This window comes from Streptomyces sp. NPDC048337 (assembly GCF_043201175.1).
Lineage (GTDB): Bacteria > Actinomycetota > Actinomycetes > Streptomycetales > Streptomycetaceae > Streptomyces.
Genome location: NZ_JBICYR010000009.1, coordinates 28,481 through 48,054, shown reverse-complemented (window position 1 = coordinate 48,054; position 19,574 = coordinate 28,481). Strand labels below are relative to the sequence as shown.

Below are 19,574 nucleotides of genomic sequence, written 5' to 3'. Positions count from 1 at the left end.
GTACGTCAGCCCGCCGACAGGAAGGCCAGTTCGGCCGCCAGCCGTTCCCGGTGCGCGGAGGGCGTGCCGAACAGGTGGGCGGAGCCGTGGGCGCGCTTGAAGAACTCGTGCGCCCCGTGCTCCCAGGTGATGCCGATGCCGCCGTGCAGCTGGATCGTCTCCCCGGCGACGTACGCGAACGCCTCCGAGCAGGCCGCCTTGGCCGCGGCGGCGAGCTCCGGCCGGTCCCCGGCGCCGGCGGCTGCCGCGAGGGCCAGCGAACGGGCCGTCTCCACCGCCGTGTACATGTCCGCCAGTCGGTGTTTCACCGCCTGGAAGGAGCCGATGGGCCGCCCGAACTGGACCCGGTCCTTCGCGTACCGGACCGTCACCTCCAGGGCCCGGCCGGCCGCCCCCGCCTGCTCGGCGGCCAGCGCCGTGCAGGCCGCGTCCCGCACCCGCGCGAGGATCCGGGCGCCGTCGGCGCAGAGCAGCCGGGCCGGGGTCCGGTCCAGGGCCAGCTCCGCGAGGGGGCGGGTGCGGTCCATGGTGGACCGTACGGTGAAGGCCGCGGGCGGCGCGGTGAGTTCGAACAGGCCGAGACCGCCGTTGCCGCCCTCGCCGGTCCTGGCGAAGGCCAGCAGCAGCCCGGGCTCCACCGGCCCGGCCAGGACGTACCGCTTGGCCCCGGTGAGCAGCCAGTCGGAACCGGCCCGCTCCGCCCGCGCGGCCAGGTCGTCGGCCGCCCAGCTCCCGCGCCCGGCGGCGGAGGTCTCCGCCCAGGCCAGCGCGCCCACCACCGTGCCCTCCGCCAGCCCCGGCAGGTGCCGTGCGCACGCCTCCCGGTCGCCCGACTCCAGCAGCGCCCGTGCGGTCAGCACCGCCGAGCCCAGATACGGTACGGGGCTCAGCGCGCGGCCCAGCTCCGCCATGACCACCCCGACCTCGGCGGCCCCGCAGCCCAGGCCCCCGTACTCCTCCGGCACCGCCAGCGCGGCCGCGCCCACCTGCGCCGTCAGCGGGGCCCAGGCCGCGTGGCCGGGGTGCCGCGCGAGGACCGCCCGTACGGCCGCGCCCAGTTCCTCCTGCTCGGGGGTCCATTCCAGGCCGGTCATGCGGAATCCCCCCGCGCCGCGCGCCGCAACTCCGTCTTCAGCAGCTTCCCGCCGGCGTTGCGCGGGAGCTCGGCCAGCCGCGTGAACCGCCGCGGCACCTTGAAGTTGGCCAGCCGCTCCCGGGACCAGGCGGTCAGCTCCGCGGCCGTGACCGGGCCGGTGGTGACCACGTAGGCCACCCCGACCTCGCCGAGCCGCTCGTCGGGGGCCCCGACCACCGCCGCGTCGGTGACGGCCGGGTGGGTCAGCAGGACGTTCTCCACCTCCGCCGGATAGGCGTTGAACCCGCCGACCACGTACATGTCCTTCAGCCGGTCGGTGATCGAGAGGTAGCCGCGCCCGTCCAGGACGCCGATGTCCCCGGTGCGCAGCCACCCGCCGGGCAGGATCGCCTCGGCGGTGGACGCCGGGTCGTCCAGGTAGCCGGGGGTGACGTGGTAGCCGCGGACCTGCACCTCCCCGGCCTCCCCGGCGGGCAGCACCGCGCCGAGCGGGGAGGCGATCCGTACCTCGGTGTCCGGCAGCGGCAGGCCGACGGTGTGGGCGAGGGTCCAGGCGTCGGCGTCGGTGGGGCAGACGGTGACGACGCCGCCGGACTCCGTCAGTCCGTACGCCGTGAACACGTCGGGGGCGCCCAGCACCTCGCGGATCTCCTCGACGAGGGCGGTCGGCACGGAGGCGGCGCCGGTGCCGGCCAGCCGCAGCGCGGACAGGTCGTGGGCGGCGCGCCCGGGGTGGCGGATCAGGCCGTGGAAGACGGTCGGCGGACCCATCAGGCAGGTCACCCGCTCGGCGGCCATGCGCGCCAGGATGCGGTCGGTGTCGTAGACGGCCTCGGGGAGCATGGTGACCCCGCGCAGCAGGCAGGCCAGGACGCCCGCCTTGTAGCCGAAGGTGTGGAAGAAGGGGTTGACCAGCAGGTACCGGTCGCCGGGGCGCAGGGTGACCAGCTCGGACCAGGAGCTGTAGAGCAGGATCGTCTGGCCGTGGGTGGTCGTCACGCCCTTGGAGCGGCCGGTGGTGCCGGAGGTGTAGAGGATGTCGCTGAGGTCGTCGGGGCGTATCAGGTCCGCCCGGGCGAGGCGTTCGGCCTCGGTGACGGACTCCCCGGCGGCCAGGTACGCCTCCCAGGTCTCGGCGCCCGTCCCGCCCCGCAGGACGACGGTGGAGCCGAGCGCGCCGAGGTCCTCGCCCGAGGTGTGCAGGGCTTCGGCGTAGTCGGTGCCGAGGAAGCCGCGCTCGGTGAAGAGCACGCGGGCTCCGCTGCGCCGGATGATGTCGGCCGCCTCGGCGGGCTTGTAGCGGGTGTTGACCGGTACGAGGACCGCTCCCGCGGCGACCGCGCCGAGGGCGGCGGTGATCCACCGGCGGCTGTTGGGGGCCCAGAGCGCCACCCGGTCGCCGGGCCGGATCCCGTGCGCGATCGCGGCGCGGGCGGCCGCGGCGGTTTCGGCGGCCAGCCGGGTGAAGGTCCAGCGGACCTCGCCGTCGACGAGCGCCTCCGACTCCCCGTAGGCGGCGGCCGCGTACTCCGGGAGCCGGGCGAGCGTGGCGGGTGGTGCGGGCGGTGGTGGCATCGGACCCTCCCTGTGCGACGAGCGAGTGGCGAGCGAGCGAGCGTGAGCCGTATCCAACCACAGCTATTTCTGTTAGGCATATACCTAGTAGGCATAATCCACTCGGGAGGTTTCCATGCCGGACCTCAAGTCCGCCCTGTCCAGCTTCTGCACCGGCGTCGCCGTCATCACGGCACGCGGAAGCGACGGCCACCCCGTCGGAATGGCCGTGCAGTCCTTCTCCTCCGTGTCCCTGGACCCGCCGCTGGTCTGCTTCTGCCCCGCCCGTACGTCGACCACCTGGCCGAGGATCCGGGCCGCCGGCGCCTTCGCCGTCAACATCCTGGCCGAGGACCAGCAGGAGCTCTGCCGCCGCTTCGCCGTCACCGGGGGAGACAAGTTCGCCGGCGTGCCCTGGCGGGCGGGCGGCAACGGCGCGCCCCTCCTCGACGGGGTCCTCGCGACCGTCGAGTGCGTGCTGGAGGGCGTCCTCGACGGCGGCGACCACGCCATCGTGCTCGGCCGCGTCACCGACCTGACCGCGCACCGCGCCGGCGAGCCGCCGCTGCTCTACTTCCGGCGCGCCTACGGGCGCTTGCCGAGCTCCTCGATGTCGGAGAGCATGGCGGCCGCCAGGTCGCGCTCGGAGGCGTAGTACCGCTCCGCCCACTTGAGGGTGAGCGTCGGGTACGCCCACGCCGCCTCGTCCTTCGCGCCTTCCACGTCGGCCACCGCGCGGCGCCGCATCTTCTCGGCGAACTCCTGGTGCTGTACGAGGACTTCGCGCATCTGCCCGGGCTCCAGCAGGTGGCCCAGCCACAGCCGCAGCATCGGCCCGTGCTTGAGCACCGGTGGGTCGACCGGGGCCTCGCGCGCCCACTCCCGTACGGCCGCCATGCCCTCGTCGGTGATCCGGTAGACCCGCTTGTCGCGGGTGCCGCTCTCCGGGGCGACCATGCGCGAGGAGGCGTAGCCGGCCTTCTCCAGCCGCTTGAGCTCCCCGTAGATCTGGCTGAAGGACGGGCTCCAGTAGAAGAAGCGCAGCGACCAGTCCGACCACTTCTTCAAGTCGTAGCCGGAGAGCTCCTCCCCGAAGGAGAGCAGGCCGAGCACCGCCCAGCTGGTCGCGGGGAGGGTCTGCCTCTTCGTCGCGCCCGCCGCTTCGTCCGCCGCTTCGTCCGCCGTCTCTTCCGCCGTCTCTTCTGCCACGCAGCGCAGTCTACGACCGGTCCCCGCGGTGCCCTTCCCCCTGAGGGGTATGACTGCTAGAAGTATTTCTATTAGAAATAACTCCCTGGATGGAGGGACCTCACCGTGAAGTTCTCGATGATCTTCGAGGCGCAGCTCGTCGATCCCACCCCCGAACGCGAGCGCCAGGTCATCCACGACTGCGTCGAACAGGCCGTCTTCGCCGAGGAGATGGGCTTCGACCGGATCTGGGCCGTCGAACACCACTCCCTGACCCAGTACGCCCACATGAGCGCCTCCGAGATCTTCCTGACCTGGGTCGCCGCCCGGACGCAGAAGATCCGGATCGGCCACGGCGTCGTCACGATGCCCTTCGGCTACCAGCACCCGGTACGCGTCGCCGAGCGCGCCGCCATGCTCGACGTCCTCTCCGGCGGCCGCGTCGACATGGGTGCCGGGCGCGGCGCCACCCGCCAGGAGATGTCCATGTACGGGGTCCGCCCCGAGGACACCTACCCGCAGATGGAGGAAGCGCTGCGGATCTTCTCCGCCGCCTGGAGGGAACCGGAGTTCGAGTGGCACGGCTCCCTCGACATCGGCCCCGGTGCGATCCTGCCCCGCCCCGTCCAGGACCCGCACCCGCCGCTCTTCATGGCCTGCTCCAAGCACGACACCCTCAAGCTCGCCGCCGAACTCGGCATCGGAGCCCTGGTGATGGGCTTCGCCGGCGCCGACGACGTACGCGCCATGCGCAAGTTCTACGACGAGGCCATCGCCACCCGAGGCACCGAGCGCTTCGTGTCCGACCGGCCCAACGACCACCTCTCCGCCCTCTGCCCGACCATCGTCCTCGACGACGCCGAACGGGCGCTGCGGCTCGGCACCCGGGGACAGCGCTTCTTCGCCGAGTCCATCGCGCACTGGTACGGCAACGGCCCCGAACCCACCGGCCACGCCGAGGACGAGGACCACGTGGCCGCCCTCGCGCACGGCCGCGAGGAGCTCGTCGCGAAGCTGCACGAGGCGAACATCCCGGCCCGCCCCGTCGACACCGGCACCTACAACGCGGAGCACGCCTACGGCAGCGCCGAGACCGCCATCGCCTACGTCGAGCAGCTGCGCGAGATCGGCGTCGACGAGGTGATGTGCCTGATCCAGATGGGCACCGTGCCGCAGGAGGCGTGCATGGAGACCATCCGCCAGTGGGGCGAGAAGGTCATCCCGCACTTCCGCGCGCTGGAGGGCTGAGCCATGGCCGTATCCCTCGACGGGAAGGTCGTCGTCATCACCGGCGCCGGGCGCGGCCAGGGCGCGGCCGAGGCCCGGCTGTGCGCCGCGGCCGGGGCCCGGGTCGTCGTCACGGACGTACGGCAGGAGGAGGGCCGGGCGGTGGCGGCCTCGCTGGGTGACCAGGGGCTGTACGTACGGCACGACGTGGCCGACGCGGCGAGCTGGACGGGCGTGGTGGAGGCGGCGGTCGCGGCCTTCGGCACGGTGTCGGCGCTGGTCAACAATGCGGCGCTGTGGCGCACGGCGCACGTGGAGGAGCAGACCCTCGAAGGCTTCGAGGCCCTGCTGCGGGTCAACCTGCTGGGGCCGTTCCTCGGCATCCGGGCGGTGGCGCCGGTCCTGCGGGCGGGTGGCGGGGGCTCGGTCGTCAACATCTCCTCGACGGCCGGACTGGTCGGGATACCGGGCCACGCGGCCTACGGATCCACCAAGTTCGGGCTGCGCGGCCTGACCCGGTCGGCGGCGCTGGACCTGGCGCGCGACCGGATCCGGGTCAACTCGGTGCACCCCGGGGCCATCGACACCCCGATGGTGGCCGAGGCGGTCGCGGGCCGGGACTGGTCGCACGTGCCGCTGGGCCGGATGGGGCGGCCGGAGGAGGTCGGGGAGCTGGTCCTCTTCCTCTGCTCGGACGCGTCCTCGTACGTGACGGGCACGGAGTTCACGGTCGACGGGGGGATGACGACGGCATGAGCGATCTCCTGTCACCGGCGGCCCGGCAGCTGTGCGACGCCATGACGGCCGGCTTCCCCGGCCCCGGCGATCCGGCGGCCCTGCGGGCGGCGGCGGCCTCCGGTCCCCGTCCGCGCGGCCCGGAGGTGGCCTCGGTGTACGACGCGGTGGCGGACGGCGTGCCGGTCCGGGTCTACGACCCCGCCCCGGGAGCCGGGGGCCGCCCCCTGGTCGTCTACCTCCACGGCGGCGGCTGGGTGATGTGCGGCCTGGACACCCACGACGCGCTGTGCCGCAGGCTGGCCGCCGCCTCGGGCGCGGTGCTGGTCTCGGCGGACTACCGACTCGCCCCGGAACACCCCTGGCCGGCGGCGCCGGACGACGCGCTGACCGTGCTGCTGTGGGCGCGCGCGCAGGCGCCGGCGCTGGGCTGCGACCCGGACCGGGTGGTGGTCGCGGGGGACTCCAGCGGCGGCAACCTCGCCGCCGTCACCGCGCTGCGGGCCCCCGAACTGGTCGCGGGCCAGCTGCTGTTCTATCCGCCGCTGGACGCGTCGATGGGCTTCGAGTCGGTGACCGCGTACGGGCGCGGCTACTTCCACACCGCCGCGCACATGGCCTGGTACTGGGACCAGTACGGCGGCGACCCGGACCACCCGCACGTCTCCCCGCTGCGCGCCCCCGACCTGTCGGGGCTCCCGCGCACCCTGATCGTCCTCGCGGACTGCGACGTACTGCGGGACGAGGGCCTCGCGTACGCGCGCCGCCTGGCCGAGGCGGGCGTCGACTGCGCGGTCCAGCTCCACCCGGCCGTCTTCCACGGCTTCCTGGGGCTACCGCTGCAGACCGCGGCGACGGCCCTGGCGGGCGCGGCGGCGTGGGTGGCGGCGGTGGAGTAGGGGGGCGGGGCGGCCGGATTCGAACCGGCGTCCTCCTCCATGCTGTGTAGGCGCACTACCTCTGTGCTACGACCCCGCCCTTGCCCCGGATCCTACGAGACGCGCCGGGAGGACCGCACCCGGATTTCCCCGGGTGTGGTCCGGCGGGCCGCGGCCCTGAAACCGCTGGCCAACGCGCCGCGGGCCTCCGTAGGGTCGCCCGCATGTCCACCACCACCCTCTGGCGCCCTACGGGCCCCGTCGAGCTCGACCTGGTCCGCGCCCTCGACTGGCGGGCCTGGCCGCCGCGCCTGCCGGAGCAGCCGATCTTCTACCCGGTCCTGAACGAGGACTACGCGATCCGCATCGCCCGCGACTGGAACGTCAAGCACGACGGAGCCGGCTTCGTGACCCGCTTCGAGGTGGACTCGGCCTTCCTCGCGCGCTACCCGGTCCGGCAGGCCGGCGGCGAGACCATCCTGGAGCTGTGGGTCCCGGCCGAGGAACTGGACGAGTTCAACCGGCACATCGTCGGCCGCATCGAGGTCGTGCGCGAGTTCCACTGAGCCGGGGACCCGCTGGACCGGCTCGGGTAGATCGAAAACAATGGCCGCATGACGTCACGCGCCAGGTCCTTCGATGCCGCCGCCGCGCTGTACCAGGCCTCGCGCCCCGCCTACCCGGCGGCGCTCTTCGACGCCGTCGAGGAGCTCGCCGGGCGGCCGTTCGCCGGGGCGCGGGTGGCCGACGTGGGGGCCGGGACCGGGATCGCCACCGCGTTGCTGCGCGCCCGCGGGGCCGAGGTCGTCGCCGTCGAGCCGGGGGACGGCATGGCCGCCGAGTTCCGGCGGGCCCACCCGGACATCCCGATCGTGCGCGGCGACGGAGACCGGCTGCCCCTGGCGAGCGGCGCCTTCGACTTCCTCACGTACGCCCAGGCATGGCACTGGACCGACCCCGCCCGCTCCGTCCCGGAGGCCCGCCGCGTGCTGCGCCCCGGCGGCGCGCTCGCGCTGTGGTGGAACGACCTGGATCCCTCGGTCCCCTGGGTCGCCGAACAGGACTCCCGCATCCGCGCCTTCCTGGGGGAGATCGGGCTTCCCCCGCGCGAGACCACGGACGGGCTCGACATCACCGGCCGGCGGCAGGTCCGCTGGTCGCGCCGGATCCCCCTGGAAGCGCACCTCGCCAACCAGGCCAGCCACTCCGCCTTCCTCCTCGTCGGGGAGGACCGCACCCGGGAGTTCATGGACGCCGAGCGCGAGCGACTGCTGGCCCGCTTCCCCGACGGGTCCGTCGAGGAGCCGTACGTGGTCAGCCTCACCGTCGCCCGCGTGTGAGGCGCAGAACAGAGCGCTGGACAACCCGCCCCGGCTGGGTGAGGTTGTGCGCATGACAGCACCGCACCGCCCCCGGACCTTCGGGATCCTGAACGACCTCCTCGCCTTCGTCCTGGAGGTCTTCGCCCTGCTCACCCTCGCCCTGTGGGGCTACCGACCGGGCGGCGGGCTGATCGGTGGAGTGCTGCTCGGTACGGCGGCCGCGGCCGCCGCCGCCCTGCTGTGGGGCGCCTTCGCCGCACCCAAGGCCCGGTACGAGGTCCCGCTGCCCGCCGTGCTCGCCGTCAAGGCCGTGGTGTTCGGGGCCGCCGCCCTCGCCCTGGCCGGGCTCGGGCTGCGGCCGCAGGCCTGCTGGTTCGCGGTGATCGTCCTCGTGAACACCGCTCTCGTCACGTACTACCGCTCTCGCGGCTCCCGCGCCTGAAGCACCTCCGCCCGGCAGGCGGAGGGCGATCCCCACGCGTCGCGCAGCGGGCGGGCCTTGCGCAGCCACAGGGACAGGTCCAGCTCCTCCGTGTAGCCGACCGCCCCGTGGAGCTGGAGTGCGGAGCGGGCCGCCGCGTACGCCGCCTCGCCCGCCGTGAGCTTCGCCGCCGCCACATCCCCGCCGGACAACGACAGCGCCGCCGCCCACACCAGCGGCCGGGCGAACTCCAGGCCCAGCAGGGTGTCCGCCAGCCGGTGCTTGACCGCCTGGAAGGAGCCGATCGGCGTCCCGAACTGGGTGCGCTGCTTCGCGTACTCCACCGTCCGGGCCAGCAGGGTCTCGCCGACCCCCAGGCACTGGGCCGCCGTCAGCAGCCGTGCCCAGCGCCCGGCCGCCTCCGCCGCCTCCGCCACCCGCGGGCCCGCCGCCAGCAGTTCGCCGCCCGCCGCGGGCACGGCCGGCCGGCGGGCCGGGTCCGTCGAGGCCAGGGGCGGACCGCCCCCGTCCGGCGCGAGCCGGAGCTCGCCCGCCCGCGACACCGTGAAGCAGTACGTCGCCGCGTCCGCGTCCAGGGCGTACGGACTCCCGCCCGGCAGCGTCAGCGTCGCCGAGGCCTCGCCCGCCACCAGCCCGGGCAGGAAGCGCTTGGCGGGCCCCTCGTCCCCCAGTCCGGAGAGCAGGACCGCCGCCGCGGCCGTTTCCACCACCGGCCCCGGCACCCCGGCCCGGCCCAGCTCCACGAAGCCGAGGGACAGCTCCAGCGGGAGCGGCCCCACGCCGTCGTACGCCTCGGGCACCGCCAGGGCGAACAGGCCCGTGTCGGCGAGCTTCGACCAGAGCGCCCGCCCCGGCCCGTGCCCGCCGCCCGCCCAGGCCCGTACCACCGCGGGGACCTCGGCCGTGCCCAGCAGGGCGCGCAGCGTACGGGCGAAGTCCGACTGCTCGTCGGTCGGCAGGAAGCGCATCAGCGGCGGCCCTTCGGGAGGCCGAGCAGCCGCTCGGCGATGATGTCGCGCTGGATCTCGTTGGTCCCCGCGTAGATCGGCCCGGCCAGCGAGAAGACCCACGGCTCGGCCCACTCGCCCTCCGCCAGCTCCGCGTCCGGCCCCAGCAGGTCCAGCGCCGTCTCGTGCAGCGCGATGTCGTACTCCGACCAGAACACCTTGTTCAGACTGGACTCGGCGCCGATGGTCTCGCCCGCCGCGAAGCGGGAGGCGTTGGCCCAGGTGAACAGCTCGTAGGCGCGCGCCCCGACCACCGAGTCCGCGACCCGGTCCCGCAGCGCGGTGTCGGACGGGTCGCCCTGCTCCCGCCACAGCCCGACCAGCCGGTCCGCGGCCGCCAGGAACCGCCCGGGGGAGCGGAGCGTGAGCCCGCGCTCGTTGCCGGTGGTCGACATCGCGATCCGCCAGCCCTGGCCGGGCTCCCCGATCACGTCCTCGTCCGGTACGAAGACCTGGTCCAGGAAGAGCTCCGCGAAGGCCGGCTTGCCGTCGAGCCGGCCGATGGGCCGCACGGTCACCCCGGGCGCGCGCAGGTCGAACATCAGGTACGTCAGCCCCTGGTGCGGTTTCGGGGTGTCCGGCTCGTTGCGGAAGATACCGAACGCGCGGTCCGCGAAGGCGGCCCGCGAGGACCAGGTCTTCTGCCCGGACAGCAGCCAGCCGCCCTCCGTGCGCACCGCCCGCGACTTCAGCGAGGCCAGGTCGGAGCCCGACTCCGGCTCCGACCAGGCCTGCGCCCAGATCACCTCGCCGCTCGCCATGGACGGCAGCACCCGCCCCCGCTGCTCGGGCGTCCCGTGGTCGAAGAGGGTCGGGGCCAGCAGGTTGATGCCGTTCTGCGAGACCCGGCCGGGCGCGCCCGCCGCCCAGTACTCCTCCTCGAACACCAGCCACTTCACGATGTCCACGCCCCGGCCCCCGTACTCCTCGGGCCAGGACACCACCGACCAGCGGTCCGCGTGCAGGAGCGCCTCCCACTCCCGGTGGGCCGCGAAGCCCTCCTCCGTCTCCAGCGAGGGGAGGGGAGCGGGCGGCACGTGGGCGCGGAGCCAGGCCCGGGCCTCCGCCCGGAAGGCCTCCACGTCGGGCGTCTGCGTCAGGTCCATCAGCCGTTCGCCTCCTTCATGGCGGCGATGTTGACGCCGCCGAGCGAGTCCGCCGCCGTCTCCGCGTTGTGCGCGTGGGCCAGGTGGTGCAGGCCGAACACCGAGTCCATGCCGGTGTGCAGGCCCTGGAGGTCCTCGGCCTGGTTGACGGCCCGCTTGGTCAGGGCCAGCCCGAAGCCGGGCATCTCGGCGATCCGCAGCGCCAGCCGGTCCGTCGCCTCCGCCAACTCCGCCCGTTCCACGACCCGGTTGACCATGCCGACCTCGTAGGCCCGCCGTGCGCTCATCCGGTCGCCCGTGTACAGGAACTCCTTCGCGATCCGCGGCGGCATCGCCCACGGGTGCGCGAAGTACTCGACCCCGGGGATGCCCATCCGTACGACCGGGTCAGCGAAGAAGGCGTCCTCGCTCGCCACGATCAGATCGCAGACCCAGGCCAGCATCAGCCCGCCCGCCACGCACGCCCCGTGCACCGAGGCGATCACCGGCTTCGGCAGCTCGCGCCACCGCCGGCACATCCCGAGGTAGACCTCCGACTCGCGCGCGAAGCGGGATTCGGCGCCCGGTCGCCGCGAGTGGTCCCACCACAGGCCGGCCCGCCGCTCGAAGGGCAGATGGGCGTCGCGCTCCGGGGTGCCGATGTCGTGGCCCGCGGAGAAGTGCTCGCCCGCCCCGGCCAGGACGACCACCTTCACCTCGGGGTCGTCGGCGGCGCGGTAGAAGGCGTCGTCCAGGGCGTAGGTCATGGCGCTGTTCTGCGCGTTGCGGTACCGGGGGCGGTTCATGGTCACGTACGCGACCGGGCCGCGCCGCTCGTACAGCACCACGGGGGCTTGGGGCTCGGGCATGCGGGGATCCTTCCCTAACAAGTGTTTGGTAGGTTAACGTACGGCCATGAGCAGCGTCGAGGAGTTCCGCACCGAGGTTCGGAGTTGGCTACGGGCCCACCTCACCGGCGAGTTCGCCGCCCTCAAGGGCCGCGGCGGACCCGGCCGGGAGCACGAGGCATTCGCCGAACGCCTCGCCTGGGAGCGGCACATGGCGGCCCACGGCTGGACCTGCCTCGGCTGGCCCGTCGAACACGGAGGCCGCGGCGCGAGCATCGAGGAGCAGATCGCCTTCCACGAGGAGTACGCCCTCGCCGACGCCCCCGCCCGCGTGAACCACATCGGCGAACAGCTCCTCGGCCCCACCCTCATCGCCCACGGCACCGAGGAGCAGAAACGCCGCTTCCTCCCGAACATCCGTGCCGTGGAGGAGCTGTGGTGCCAGGGCTACAGCGAGCCCGACGCCGGCTCCGACCTCTCGAACGTCCGCACCCGCGCGACCCTCCACCGAGGGGAATGGGTGATCGACGGCCAGAAGATCTGGACCTCCCTCGCCCACGAGGCCCAGTGGTGCTTCGTCCTCGCCCGCACCGAACCCGGCTCGCGCCGCCACGCCGGCCTGTCCTACCTGCTCGTCCCCATGGACCAGCCCGGGGTCGAGGTCCGGCCCATCGTCCAGCTCACCGGCACCTCCGAGTTCAACGAGGTCTTCTTCGACGGCGCCCGCACCGACGCCGCCCACGTCGTCGGCGCACCCGGCGAGGGCTGGGCCGTCGCCATGGCCACCCTCGGCTACGAGCGCGGCGTCTCCACCCTCGGCCAGCAGGTCGGCTTCCGCCGCGAGCTGGAAACCCTCGCCGCACTCGCCCGCCGCAACGGCGCCATGGCCGACCCCCTCGTCCGCGACCGCCTCGTCCAGGCCTGGATCGGGCTGGAAACCATGCGCGCCACCGCCCTGCGCCCCGCGGCCGCCCCCTCCATGGCCAAGCTGTACTGGGCCCGCTGGCACCGGGACCTCGGCGAACTCGCCATGGACGTCTGCGGAGCCGCCTCGCTCCTCGCGGCGGGCGCGCACGGGGACCCGTACGACCTCGACGACAGTCAGCGGCTCTTCCTCTTCTCCCGCGCCGACACCCTCTACGCGGGCTCGGACGAGATCCAGCGCACCCTCATCGCCGAGCGGATCCTCGGCCTGCCCAAGGAGGTACGGGCGTGACCACCCCCGACTACGTCCCCGGCCACGGACTGCTGAAGGACCGCACCGCCGTCATCACGGCCGCCGCCGGCGCCGGGATAGGCGGGGCCACCGCCCGCCGCTTCCTGGAGGAAGGCGCCCGGATCATCGTCAGCGACGCCCACGCGCGCCGCCTGAAGGAGACCGAGGACGCGCTCGCCGCCGATTTCGGGGCGGACCGCGTCACCTCCCTCCCGTGCGACGTCACCGACGAGGACCAGGTGCGGGCCCTCTTCGCGCTCGCCGAGCAGACCCACGGCCGCCTCGACATCGTCGTCAACAACGCCGGCCTCGGCGGCACCGCCGCCCTCGTCGACATGACCGACGACCAGTGGTCCCGCGTCCTCGACGTCACCCTGAACGGCACCTTCCGCTGCACCCGCGCCGCGATGCGGTCGCTCCGGGCCTCCGGTGGCGGCGGAGTCATCGTGAACAACGCCTCCGTCATCGGCTGGCGCGCCCAGACCGGCCAGGCCCACTACGCCGCCGCCAAGGCCGGGGTGATGGCGCTGACCCGCTGCGCGGCCCTGGAGGCCGCCGAGTTCGGCGTACGGATCAACGCGGTCGCCCCGAGCCTGGCCATGCACCCGCACCTGGTGAAGGTCACCAGCGAGGAGCTCCTCGCCGAACTCACCGCCCGCGAGGCCTTCGGCCGGTACGCCGAGCCCTGGGAGGTCGCCAACGTCATCGTCTTCCTGGCCAGCGGCTACTCGTCGTACATGACCGGCGAGACCGTCTCGGTCAGCAGCCAGCACGCGTAGGCCGAGAATGGACGCGTGCCAACGAACAAGCCGACTCAGAAGAAGAAGCCGCAGGTGACGGCCTCACCCGAGCGGCGCCGCGAACTCCTCGACACCGCCGCCGAGGTCTTCGCCGCGCAGGGCTACAACGCCACCACCGTCCGCAAGATCGCCGACGCCGCCGGGATGCTCGCCGGCAGCCTCTACTACCACTTCGATTCCAAGGAATCGATGCTCGACGAGATCCTCTCGGCCTTCCTGAACGAGCTGTGGGAGGGCTACGACACCGTCCTCGCCGCCGGCCTCGGCCCCAGGGAGACCATCGAGGCCCTCGTCACCGAGTCCTTCCGGGAGATCGACCGGCACCGCGCCGCCGTCGCGATCTACCAGAAGGAGTCCCGCACGCTCTCCGCGCAGCCCCGCTTCCACTACCTGTCCGACTCGCAAGTGAAGTTCGAGAAGGCCTGGCTGGGGACGCTGGAGCGCGGGGTCGCCGCCCAGGTCTTCCGCGCCGACCTCGACATCCGCCTCACCTACCGCTTCGTCCGCGACACGGTGTGGGTCGCGGCCTCCTGGTACCGGCCCGGCGGACAGCACAGCCCCGAGGAGATCGCCCGCCAGTACCTGTCGATGGTGCTGGACGGGATCGCCGTACGCACGTAACCCATCTGAGGAGTCCCGATGCCCGAGGCCTACATAGTCGACGCCGTACGCACCCCCGTGGGTCGGCGCAAGGGCGGCCTGTCCGCCGTCCACCCGGCCGACCTGGGAGCGCACGTGTTGAAGGCGCTGGTCGAACGGTCCGGGGTGGACCCGGCCGCCGTGGAGGACGTGGTGTTCGGCTGCCTCGACACGGTGGGGCCGCAGGCCGGGGACATCGCGCGGACCGCGTGGCTGGCGGCGGGCCTGCCGGAGGAGGTGCCGGGGGTGACGGTGGACCGCCAGTGCGGCTCCTCCCAGCAGGCCGTGCACTTCGCGGCGCAGGGCGTCCTGTCCGGCACCCAGGACCTGGTGGTCGCGGGCGGCACCCAGAACATGTCGATGATCCCGATCGCCTTCGCCTCGCGGCAGGCGGCGGAGCCGCTCGGCTTCACGGAGGGCCCGTACGCGGGGTCGCAGGGGTGGCGGGCGCGGTACGGGGACGCGCCCGTGAACCAGTTCCACGGCGCCCAGCTGATCGCGGAGAAGTGGGGCATCACGCGGGAGGACATGGAGCGCTTCGCGCTCCGCTCCCACCGGCGGGCGATCCGCGCGATCGACGAGGGCCGCTTCTCGCGCGAGACGGTGCCGTACGGCGACGTACTGGTGGACGAGGGCCCGCGGCGGGACACGACCCTGGAGAAGATGGCGACCCTCCAGCCGGTGGTCGAGGGCGGCACCATCACGGCGGCGGTCTCCTCCCAGGTCTCCGACGGCGCGGCGGCGATGCTGATCGCCTCCGAGCGGGCGGTCCGGGAACACGGCCTGCGGCCGCGGGCCCGCATCCACCACCTCTCGGTGCGGGGCGAGGACCCGATCCGGATGCTGTCGGCGCCGATCCCGGCCACGGCGTACGCGCTGAAGAAGACGGGCATGTCCCTGGCCGACATCGACCTGGTGGAGATCAACGAGGCGTTCGCGCCGGTGGTGCTGGCGTGGCTGAAGGAAACGGGGGCCGACCCGGACCGGGTGAACGTCAACGGTGGTGCCATCGCTCTGGGCCACCCGCTGGGGGCCACCGGCGTCAAGCTGATGACCACCCTCCTGCACGAACTGGAGCGCACGGGGGGCCGGTTCGGCCTCCAGACCATGTGCGAGGGGGGCGGCCAGGCCAACGTGACCATCATCGAGCGCCTGTAGCGGGCGGGGCTCGCCCGGCGGGGGCACGACACCGGCCCCGCCGGCGCGGGTGGCACGCAGGACGGAGGTCACACACGCGCCGCGACACGGCCCGACGGACGTGTGCTAGCTTAGAGCTCGTTGCAGTTGTGGTACCCATGAACTTTATGTGCGCCTGACGGGAATGTTCCTCAGGCGCTTTTATTGTTTTTCGCCGGAATCTCCGGATGGGGCCCTTGCCGCCTATTCAGGAGATTCAAAATGGCACTTGGCACCGTGAAGTGGTTCAACTCGGAAAAGGGCTTCGGCTTCATCGAGCAGGACGGCGGCGGCCCGGACGTCTTCGCCCACTACTCGAACATCGCCACCTCCGGCTTCCGTGAGCTCACCGAGGGCCAGCGCGTGTCCTTCGACGTGACCCAGGGCCAGAAGGGCCCCCAGGCGGAGAACATCATCCCCGCCTAAGTTCTTCAGCATGCCGGGGTCCGCACCGTGAGGTGCGGACCCCGGCATGTCTGCTGTTTCGACCTTTGTTTTACCTGCCGGTTTCAGGAGGGCTTTCTCGCATGACCAGCTCCAGCTCCGCACGACCCAGCCGCCGCCCCACCCGGGGTCGAGGAGCGGCCCAGGGACGTCCGAAGGCTGGCGCGGGACGGCAGAAGTCCGCCCCCGTGGCCCGGCCCCAGGAATTCACCATGCCCGAGCCGATCGAGCCGGCGCTGCCGCCGGTCGCCGCGTTCGAGGACATGGACATGCCCGAGGCGCTGCTGAAGACCCTCGCCGCCCAGGGCGTGACCGAGCCGTTCCCGATCCAGGCCGCGACCCTGCCGAACTCCCTGGCCGGCCGCGACCTGCTCGGCCGCGGCCGTACCGGCTCCGGCAAGACGCTGGCCTTCGGCCTGGCGCTGCTGGCCCGTACCGCAGGCCGCCGCGCGCAGCCCAAGGCGCCGCTCGCGATGGTCCTCGTACCGACCCGCGAGCTCGCGCAGCAGGTGACAGACTCCCTGGCCCCGTACGCCACGGCCGTCAACCTGCGCATCGCGACCGTCGTCGGCGGCATGTCGATCAACCGGCAGTCCGGCGCCCTGCGCCGCGGCGCCGAGGTGCTCGTCGCCACTCCCGGCCGGCTCAAGGACCTCATCGACCGCGGTGACGCGGACCTCTCGCAGGTCTCGATCACCGTCCTCGACGAGGCCGACCAGATGACCGACATGGGCTTCATGCCGCAGGTCACGGCGCTGCTCAAGCAGGTCGAGGCCGGCGGCCAGACCATGCTGTTCTCGGCGACGCTGGACAAGAACATCGACAAGCTCGTCAAGATGTTCCTGACCGACCCGGTCGGCCACTCCGTCGACCCGTCGGCCGGCGCGGTCACGACGATGGAGCACCACGTGCTCTACGTGATGGACGAGACCGACAAGAAGGCCGTGGCGACGCGCATAGCCGCCCGCGACGGCCGGGTGATCATGTTCGTGGACACCAAGCGCGGGGTCGACCGCATGGTCAAGAAGCTCCTCGCGGAGGGTGTCCGGGCCTCCGGCCTGCACGGCGGGCGCTCGCAGCCGCAGCGCAACCGCACCCTCGACTGGTTCAAGACGGGCGAGGTCACCGCGCTGATCGCCACCAACGTGGCCGCGCGCGGCATCCACATCGACGACCTCGACCTCGTCGTCAACGTGGACCCGCCCACCGACCACAAGGACTACCTGCACCGCGGCGGCCGTACCGCCCGCGCCGGCGAGTCCGGCAGCGTGGTCACCCTGGTGCTGCCCGACCAGAAGCGGGACATGACCCGCCTCATGTCGGACGCCGGGATCTCCCCGCGCACCGCGCAGATCAAGTCCTCCGACGAGGAGCTGTCCCGGCTGACCGGCGCCAAGGAGCCCTCGGGCGTCCCGGTGGTGCTGGAGGTGCCGCAGCAGCCCGCGCCCAAGCAGCGCACCGGCTCGGGCTCCGGTTCGGGTTCCGGTTCCGGCTCGCGCCGCAGGTCGGGCGGGGCCCGCACCGGCTCCGCCGCGGGCGGCGCACCGGCGGCAGGCGGCCGCGGCCGCCGTTCCGGTGGCGGTTCCGGTCAGGCTCCGGCGGCCTCCGGGTCGGGCCAGGCCCGGCGCGGGCAGGGCGGCGGCGGCCAGGGCGGCGGGGCCACCGGCTCCGGTGACCGCGGCCGGCGCGGCGGTGGCGGCGCCTCCGGTGGCGCGGCCGCGGCTTCCGCGCGCAGCCGGGTCGGCTCCGGCGGGCAGGGCCGCCGCCGGGCGGTCTGACCGTACGTACCTCCACGCCGGGCAGGGGGCACCTCCCAGCGGTAGCTGGGGGAGCTTCGCGCGCTGCCCGGCGTAGTGCTTTCCGCTAGCGGACCAGCTTGTTCTGGAGCTTCGCCAGGGTCCGCAGGTCCAGGCCCAGGCCGTCCGTCAGGTAGCCGTAGAAGCTGCCGTAGTCGGCCTCCAGCTCGGCCGTCGCGGAGTCCAGGTAGTCCTGGCGGACCTCCTGGAGCGGGATCAGCAGGTCGGGGTTCTGCATCCGCCCGGACTGCTTGAGGCCCGCCCGCACCTGGGCGTCGTACGCGGCGCGGAAGGTGTTCGACGCCAGGTAGTCGCGCGCCGCGGCCTCCTCGGGGACGGCCAGGGCGCGCAGCAGGACATAGCTCATCCAGCCGGTCCGGTCCTTGCCCGAGGTGCAGTGGTACAGCAGCGGACCCTGTCCGCCGTCCGCGATCTCCCGCAGGGTCGCCGCGAACTGCGCCCGGTTCTCGGGGCTGGTCACGAAGGTGCGGTAGATGTCGCGCATGTAGGCCTCGGCGCGGCCGCCGCCCAGCATCTGCTCCTGCTTGGCGGGGTCGCCGCTGGCGATCGCGCCGACGAGGGTCCCGTAGAGGCCGAGGTCGCTGACCGGGCGCGAGGTGGGGGAGAGTCCGGCGGGCAGCTTGTCGGCGCCGTCGTACTGGAGCTCCATCGGGATGCGGAAATCGACGACCTTCGTGAGGCCGAGACCGGACACGGTGGTGATGTCCGCGGCGGTCAGCTTGCTCAGCGCGTCGGAGCGGTAGACCAGCCCCTGGCGGACCTGGCCGCCGGTGTAGGTGCGGTAGCCGCCGAGGTCCCGGAGGTTGACGGCGCCCTGGAGGGGGATCTGGCGAATCGTTTCTGCCGAGGCGGACGCGTGGTGGCGCGCGTGCCGGGCGGCGGTGGTGGTGGGGGCGCCGGTCGCCTGGGCCGCGTACGCGGAGGCGGGCAGAGTCCCGATGGCGAGGGCTGCGGCGGCCGCCGCGGTCGCCAGGCGGATTCGGGCACGGCTCATCTTGTGCGACTCCCGTAACGGAGAAGGGGATCACCCTGCTGGTGGCAGGGTGCGGAGCGAGTGCAGTGCTTCGAGTACCTGATGTGCCTCGGCCATGACGCGGGAGACGAGCTCCGCACAGGACGGGAGATCGTCGATCACCCCCGCGACCTGGCCTGATGCCATGACTCCGAGGTCCGTACGGCCCTCGACCATGGACGCCTTGAGGAGCATGGGGGTGTTCGCGGCGAGCAGGACCTGGCTCCAGGACAGGTCCTTGCCGTGTTTCATCGCCAGCCCGTCGCGCACCATCTGCGGCCAGCTCAGCCCGGAGAGCCTCCGGAAGCCGGCCGCGTGCCGGACCGCCCTGGCCAGCGCCCCGGCGCGGCCCGCCCGCTCCAGGGAGTCGACCAGCTCGGTGCGGAGCATGCGGTGGGGCAGGCCGTCGACGGCCGTGGTGACGGTGACGTCCTTGACCGTGGCCTTGAGGTACTCGGCCTTGACGGAGTCCGGGACGGTGGAGTCGGAGGTCAGCAGGAAGCGGGTGCCCATGGCGATGCCCGCGGCCCCGTACGAGAGCGCCGCGACCAGGCCCCGGCCGTCGCTGAAACCGCCCGCCGCGACCACCGGGATGTCCACGGCGTCCACGACCTGGGGCAGCAGCACGGTCGTGGCCACGTCCCCGGTGTGCCCGCCGCCCTCGCCGCCCTGCACGATCACCGCGTCGGCGCCCCAGGCGGCCACCTTCTCGGCGTGCCGCCGGGCCCCGATCGAGGGGATCACCATCACGCCCGCGTCCTTGAGCCGTGCGATCAGCTCCTTGGAGGGCGCCAGCGCGAAGGAGGCGACCCGTACGCCCTCGTCGATGATCAGCCGGGCGCGCTCGGCCGCGTCCCCGGCGTCGGCGCGCAGGTTGACCCCGAAGGGGGTTCCGTCCGGCGTGCGGGACTTGACCTCCCGGACCGCCGATCGCAGTTGGTCCATGGTCATCGTGGCCGAGGCCAGGATCCCGAGCGCCCCCGCGTTGGCCGCGGCCGACACCAGGCGGGGGCCCGCGACCCAGCCCATGCCCGTCTGCACGATGGGGTGCTCGACCCCGACCAGCCCGGTGAATGCCGTCTCCACCG

21 protein-coding genes and 1 tRNA gene are annotated in these 19,574 nt (G+C 73.3%); 13 read left to right on the top strand and 9 right to left on the bottom strand.

The annotated features are described in order from the left end of the window. Positions 1-5: 5 nt before the first annotated feature. Positions 6-1,094: an acyl-CoA dehydrogenase family protein gene (locus ACGFYU_RS17075; protein ID WP_393828090.1), complete on the bottom strand. Its 1,089-nt coding sequence runs from the start codon at positions 1,092-1,094 to the stop codon at positions 6-8. After that, positions 1,091-2,671 carry a FadD3 family acyl-CoA ligase gene (locus ACGFYU_RS17070; protein ID WP_393828089.1) on the bottom strand — a complete coding sequence of 527 codons (1,581 nt, stop codon included), beginning with the start codon at positions 2,669-2,671 and terminating at the stop codon, positions 1,091-1,093. Before ACGFYU_RS17070 ends, ACGFYU_RS17075 begins: the two co-directional genes overlap by 4 nt. 115 nt (positions 2,672-2,786) lie before the next feature. On the opposite strand from ACGFYU_RS17070, the gene ACGFYU_RS17065 reads away from it, so the two are divergent. After that, positions 2,787-3,305 (top strand): flavin reductase family protein, encoded by a 519-nt coding sequence (locus ACGFYU_RS17065; RefSeq protein ID WP_393828088.1) that lies wholly within the window; start codon positions 2,787-2,789, stop codon positions 3,303-3,305. Here the strand turns inward: ACGFYU_RS17065 and ACGFYU_RS17060 are convergent. Then, positions 3,236-3,763: a PadR family transcriptional regulator gene (locus tag ACGFYU_RS17060; protein WP_393828264.1), complete on the bottom strand. Its 528-nt coding sequence runs from the start codon at positions 3,761-3,763 to the stop codon at positions 3,236-3,238. The two genes, ACGFYU_RS17065 and ACGFYU_RS17060, sit on opposite strands and share 70 nt — an antisense overlap. 201 nt (positions 3,764-3,964) lie before the next feature. Between ACGFYU_RS17060 and ACGFYU_RS17055 the strand changes: the two genes are divergently transcribed. Genes ACGFYU_RS17055 through ACGFYU_RS17045 form a run of 3 tightly spaced genes read left to right on the top strand, consistent with a single transcriptional unit; the run spans position 3,965 to position 6,699 of the window. After that, entirely contained in the window at positions 3,965-5,086 is a 1,122-nt protein-coding gene (locus tag ACGFYU_RS17055; RefSeq protein WP_393828087.1) for an LLM class flavin-dependent oxidoreductase, read from the top strand. Positions 5,087-5,089: 3 nt separating this feature from the next. Beyond that, positions 5,090-5,821, top strand: coding sequence for an SDR family NAD(P)-dependent oxidoreductase (locus ACGFYU_RS17050; RefSeq protein WP_393828086.1), 732 nt, complete (start codon positions 5,090-5,092; stop codon positions 5,819-5,821). After that, positions 5,818-6,699, top strand: a complete 882-nt coding sequence (locus ACGFYU_RS17045; RefSeq protein WP_393828085.1) for an alpha/beta hydrolase — start codon at positions 5,818-5,820, stop codon at positions 6,697-6,699. Before ACGFYU_RS17050 ends, ACGFYU_RS17045 begins: the two co-directional genes overlap by 4 nt. 3 nt (positions 6,700-6,702) lie before the next feature. On the opposite strand, the gene ACGFYU_RS17040 is transcribed toward ACGFYU_RS17045, so the two are convergent. Continuing rightward, positions 6,703-6,777, bottom strand: a tRNA-Ala gene (locus tag ACGFYU_RS17040). A 125-nt stretch (positions 6,778-6,902) separates the two neighbouring features. On the opposite strand from ACGFYU_RS17040, the gene ACGFYU_RS17035 reads away from it, so the two are divergent. From ACGFYU_RS17035 to ACGFYU_RS17025, 3 genes are read left to right on the top strand one after another with little or no spacing between them, the layout of a single operon-like run. Further along, positions 6,903-7,244 (top strand): hypothetical protein, encoded by a 342-nt coding sequence (locus tag ACGFYU_RS17035; RefSeq protein WP_393828084.1) that lies wholly within the window; start codon positions 6,903-6,905, stop codon positions 7,242-7,244. A 48-nt stretch (positions 7,245-7,292) separates the two neighbouring features. Then, entirely contained in the window at positions 7,293-8,018 is a 726-nt protein-coding gene (locus ACGFYU_RS17030) for a class I SAM-dependent methyltransferase (RefSeq protein WP_393828083.1), read from the top strand. Positions 8,019-8,070: 52 nt separating this feature from the next. Then, positions 8,071-8,442, top strand: a complete 372-nt coding sequence (locus ACGFYU_RS17025; RefSeq protein WP_393828082.1) for a DUF2568 domain-containing protein — start codon at positions 8,071-8,073, stop codon at positions 8,440-8,442. Here the strand turns inward: ACGFYU_RS17025 and ACGFYU_RS17020 are convergent. From ACGFYU_RS17020 to ACGFYU_RS17010, 3 genes are read right to left on the bottom strand one after another with little or no spacing between them, the layout of a single operon-like run. Continuing rightward, positions 8,415-9,410 carry an acyl-CoA dehydrogenase family protein gene (locus ACGFYU_RS17020; protein ID WP_393828081.1) on the bottom strand — a complete coding sequence of 332 codons (996 nt, stop codon included), beginning with the start codon at positions 9,408-9,410 and terminating at the stop codon, positions 8,415-8,417. The genes ACGFYU_RS17025 and ACGFYU_RS17020 overlap by 28 nt on opposite strands. Continuing rightward, a complete protein-coding gene (locus tag ACGFYU_RS17015; RefSeq protein WP_393828080.1) occupies positions 9,410-10,555 on the bottom strand; it encodes an acyl-CoA dehydrogenase family protein in 1,146 nt (381 codons plus the stop codon). Before ACGFYU_RS17015 ends, ACGFYU_RS17020 begins: the two co-directional genes overlap by 1 nt. Beyond that, positions 10,555-11,403, bottom strand: coding sequence for an enoyl-CoA hydratase (locus tag ACGFYU_RS17010; RefSeq protein WP_393828079.1), 849 nt, complete (start codon positions 11,401-11,403; stop codon positions 10,555-10,557). Before ACGFYU_RS17010 ends, ACGFYU_RS17015 begins: the two co-directional genes overlap by 1 nt. A 46-nt stretch (positions 11,404-11,449) precedes the next feature. Between ACGFYU_RS17010 and ACGFYU_RS17005 the strand changes: the two genes are divergently transcribed. The 6 genes from ACGFYU_RS17005 to ACGFYU_RS16980 all read left to right on the top strand — a co-directional run bounded on the left by ACGFYU_RS17005 (position 11,450) and on the right by ACGFYU_RS16980 (position 17,435). Then, entirely contained in the window at positions 11,450-12,598 is a 1,149-nt protein-coding gene (locus tag ACGFYU_RS17005) for an acyl-CoA dehydrogenase family protein (RefSeq protein WP_393828078.1), read from the top strand. Then, the gene (locus ACGFYU_RS17000; protein WP_393828077.1) at positions 12,595-13,377 is read left to right on the top strand and encodes an SDR family oxidoreductase; all 783 of its coding nucleotides are present in this window, start codon (positions 12,595-12,597) and stop codon (positions 13,375-13,377) included. Before ACGFYU_RS17005 ends, ACGFYU_RS17000 begins: the two co-directional genes overlap by 4 nt. Positions 13,378-13,392: 15 nt before the next feature. After that, complete coding sequence (locus ACGFYU_RS16995; protein ID WP_393828076.1) at positions 13,393-14,019, top strand: TetR/AcrR family transcriptional regulator; 627 nt, start codon at positions 13,393-13,395, stop codon at positions 14,017-14,019. 18 nt (positions 14,020-14,037) lie between these two features. Beyond that, positions 14,038-15,195 carry an acetyl-CoA C-acetyltransferase gene (locus tag ACGFYU_RS16990; protein WP_393828075.1) on the top strand — a complete coding sequence of 386 codons (1,158 nt, stop codon included), beginning with the start codon at positions 14,038-14,040 and terminating at the stop codon, positions 15,193-15,195. 240 nt (positions 15,196-15,435) lie between these two features. Continuing rightward, entirely contained in the window at positions 15,436-15,639 is a 204-nt protein-coding gene (locus ACGFYU_RS16985; RefSeq protein ID WP_079425878.1) for a cold-shock protein, read from the top strand. Positions 15,640-15,740: 101 nt separating this feature from the next. Beyond that, the gene (locus ACGFYU_RS16980; RefSeq protein ID WP_393828074.1) at positions 15,741-17,435 is read left to right on the top strand and encodes a DEAD/DEAH box helicase; all 1,695 of its coding nucleotides are present in this window, start codon (positions 15,741-15,743) and stop codon (positions 17,433-17,435) included. An 85-nt stretch (positions 17,436-17,520) separates the two neighbouring features. Here the strand turns inward: ACGFYU_RS16980 and ACGFYU_RS16975 are convergent, their stop codons facing one another. Both ACGFYU_RS16975 and ACGFYU_RS16970 read right to left on the bottom strand, forming a co-directional pair. Next, complete coding sequence (locus tag ACGFYU_RS16975; RefSeq protein WP_393828073.1) at positions 17,521-18,468, bottom strand: tyrosine-protein phosphatase; 948 nt, start codon at positions 18,466-18,468, stop codon at positions 17,521-17,523. Between the two features lie 30 nt (positions 18,469-18,498). Beyond that, positions 18,499-19,572, bottom strand: coding sequence for an NAD(P)H-dependent flavin oxidoreductase (locus ACGFYU_RS16970; protein ID WP_393828072.1), 1,074 nt, complete (start codon positions 19,570-19,572; stop codon positions 18,499-18,501). Between the last annotated feature and the right edge of the window lie 2 nt (positions 19,573-19,574).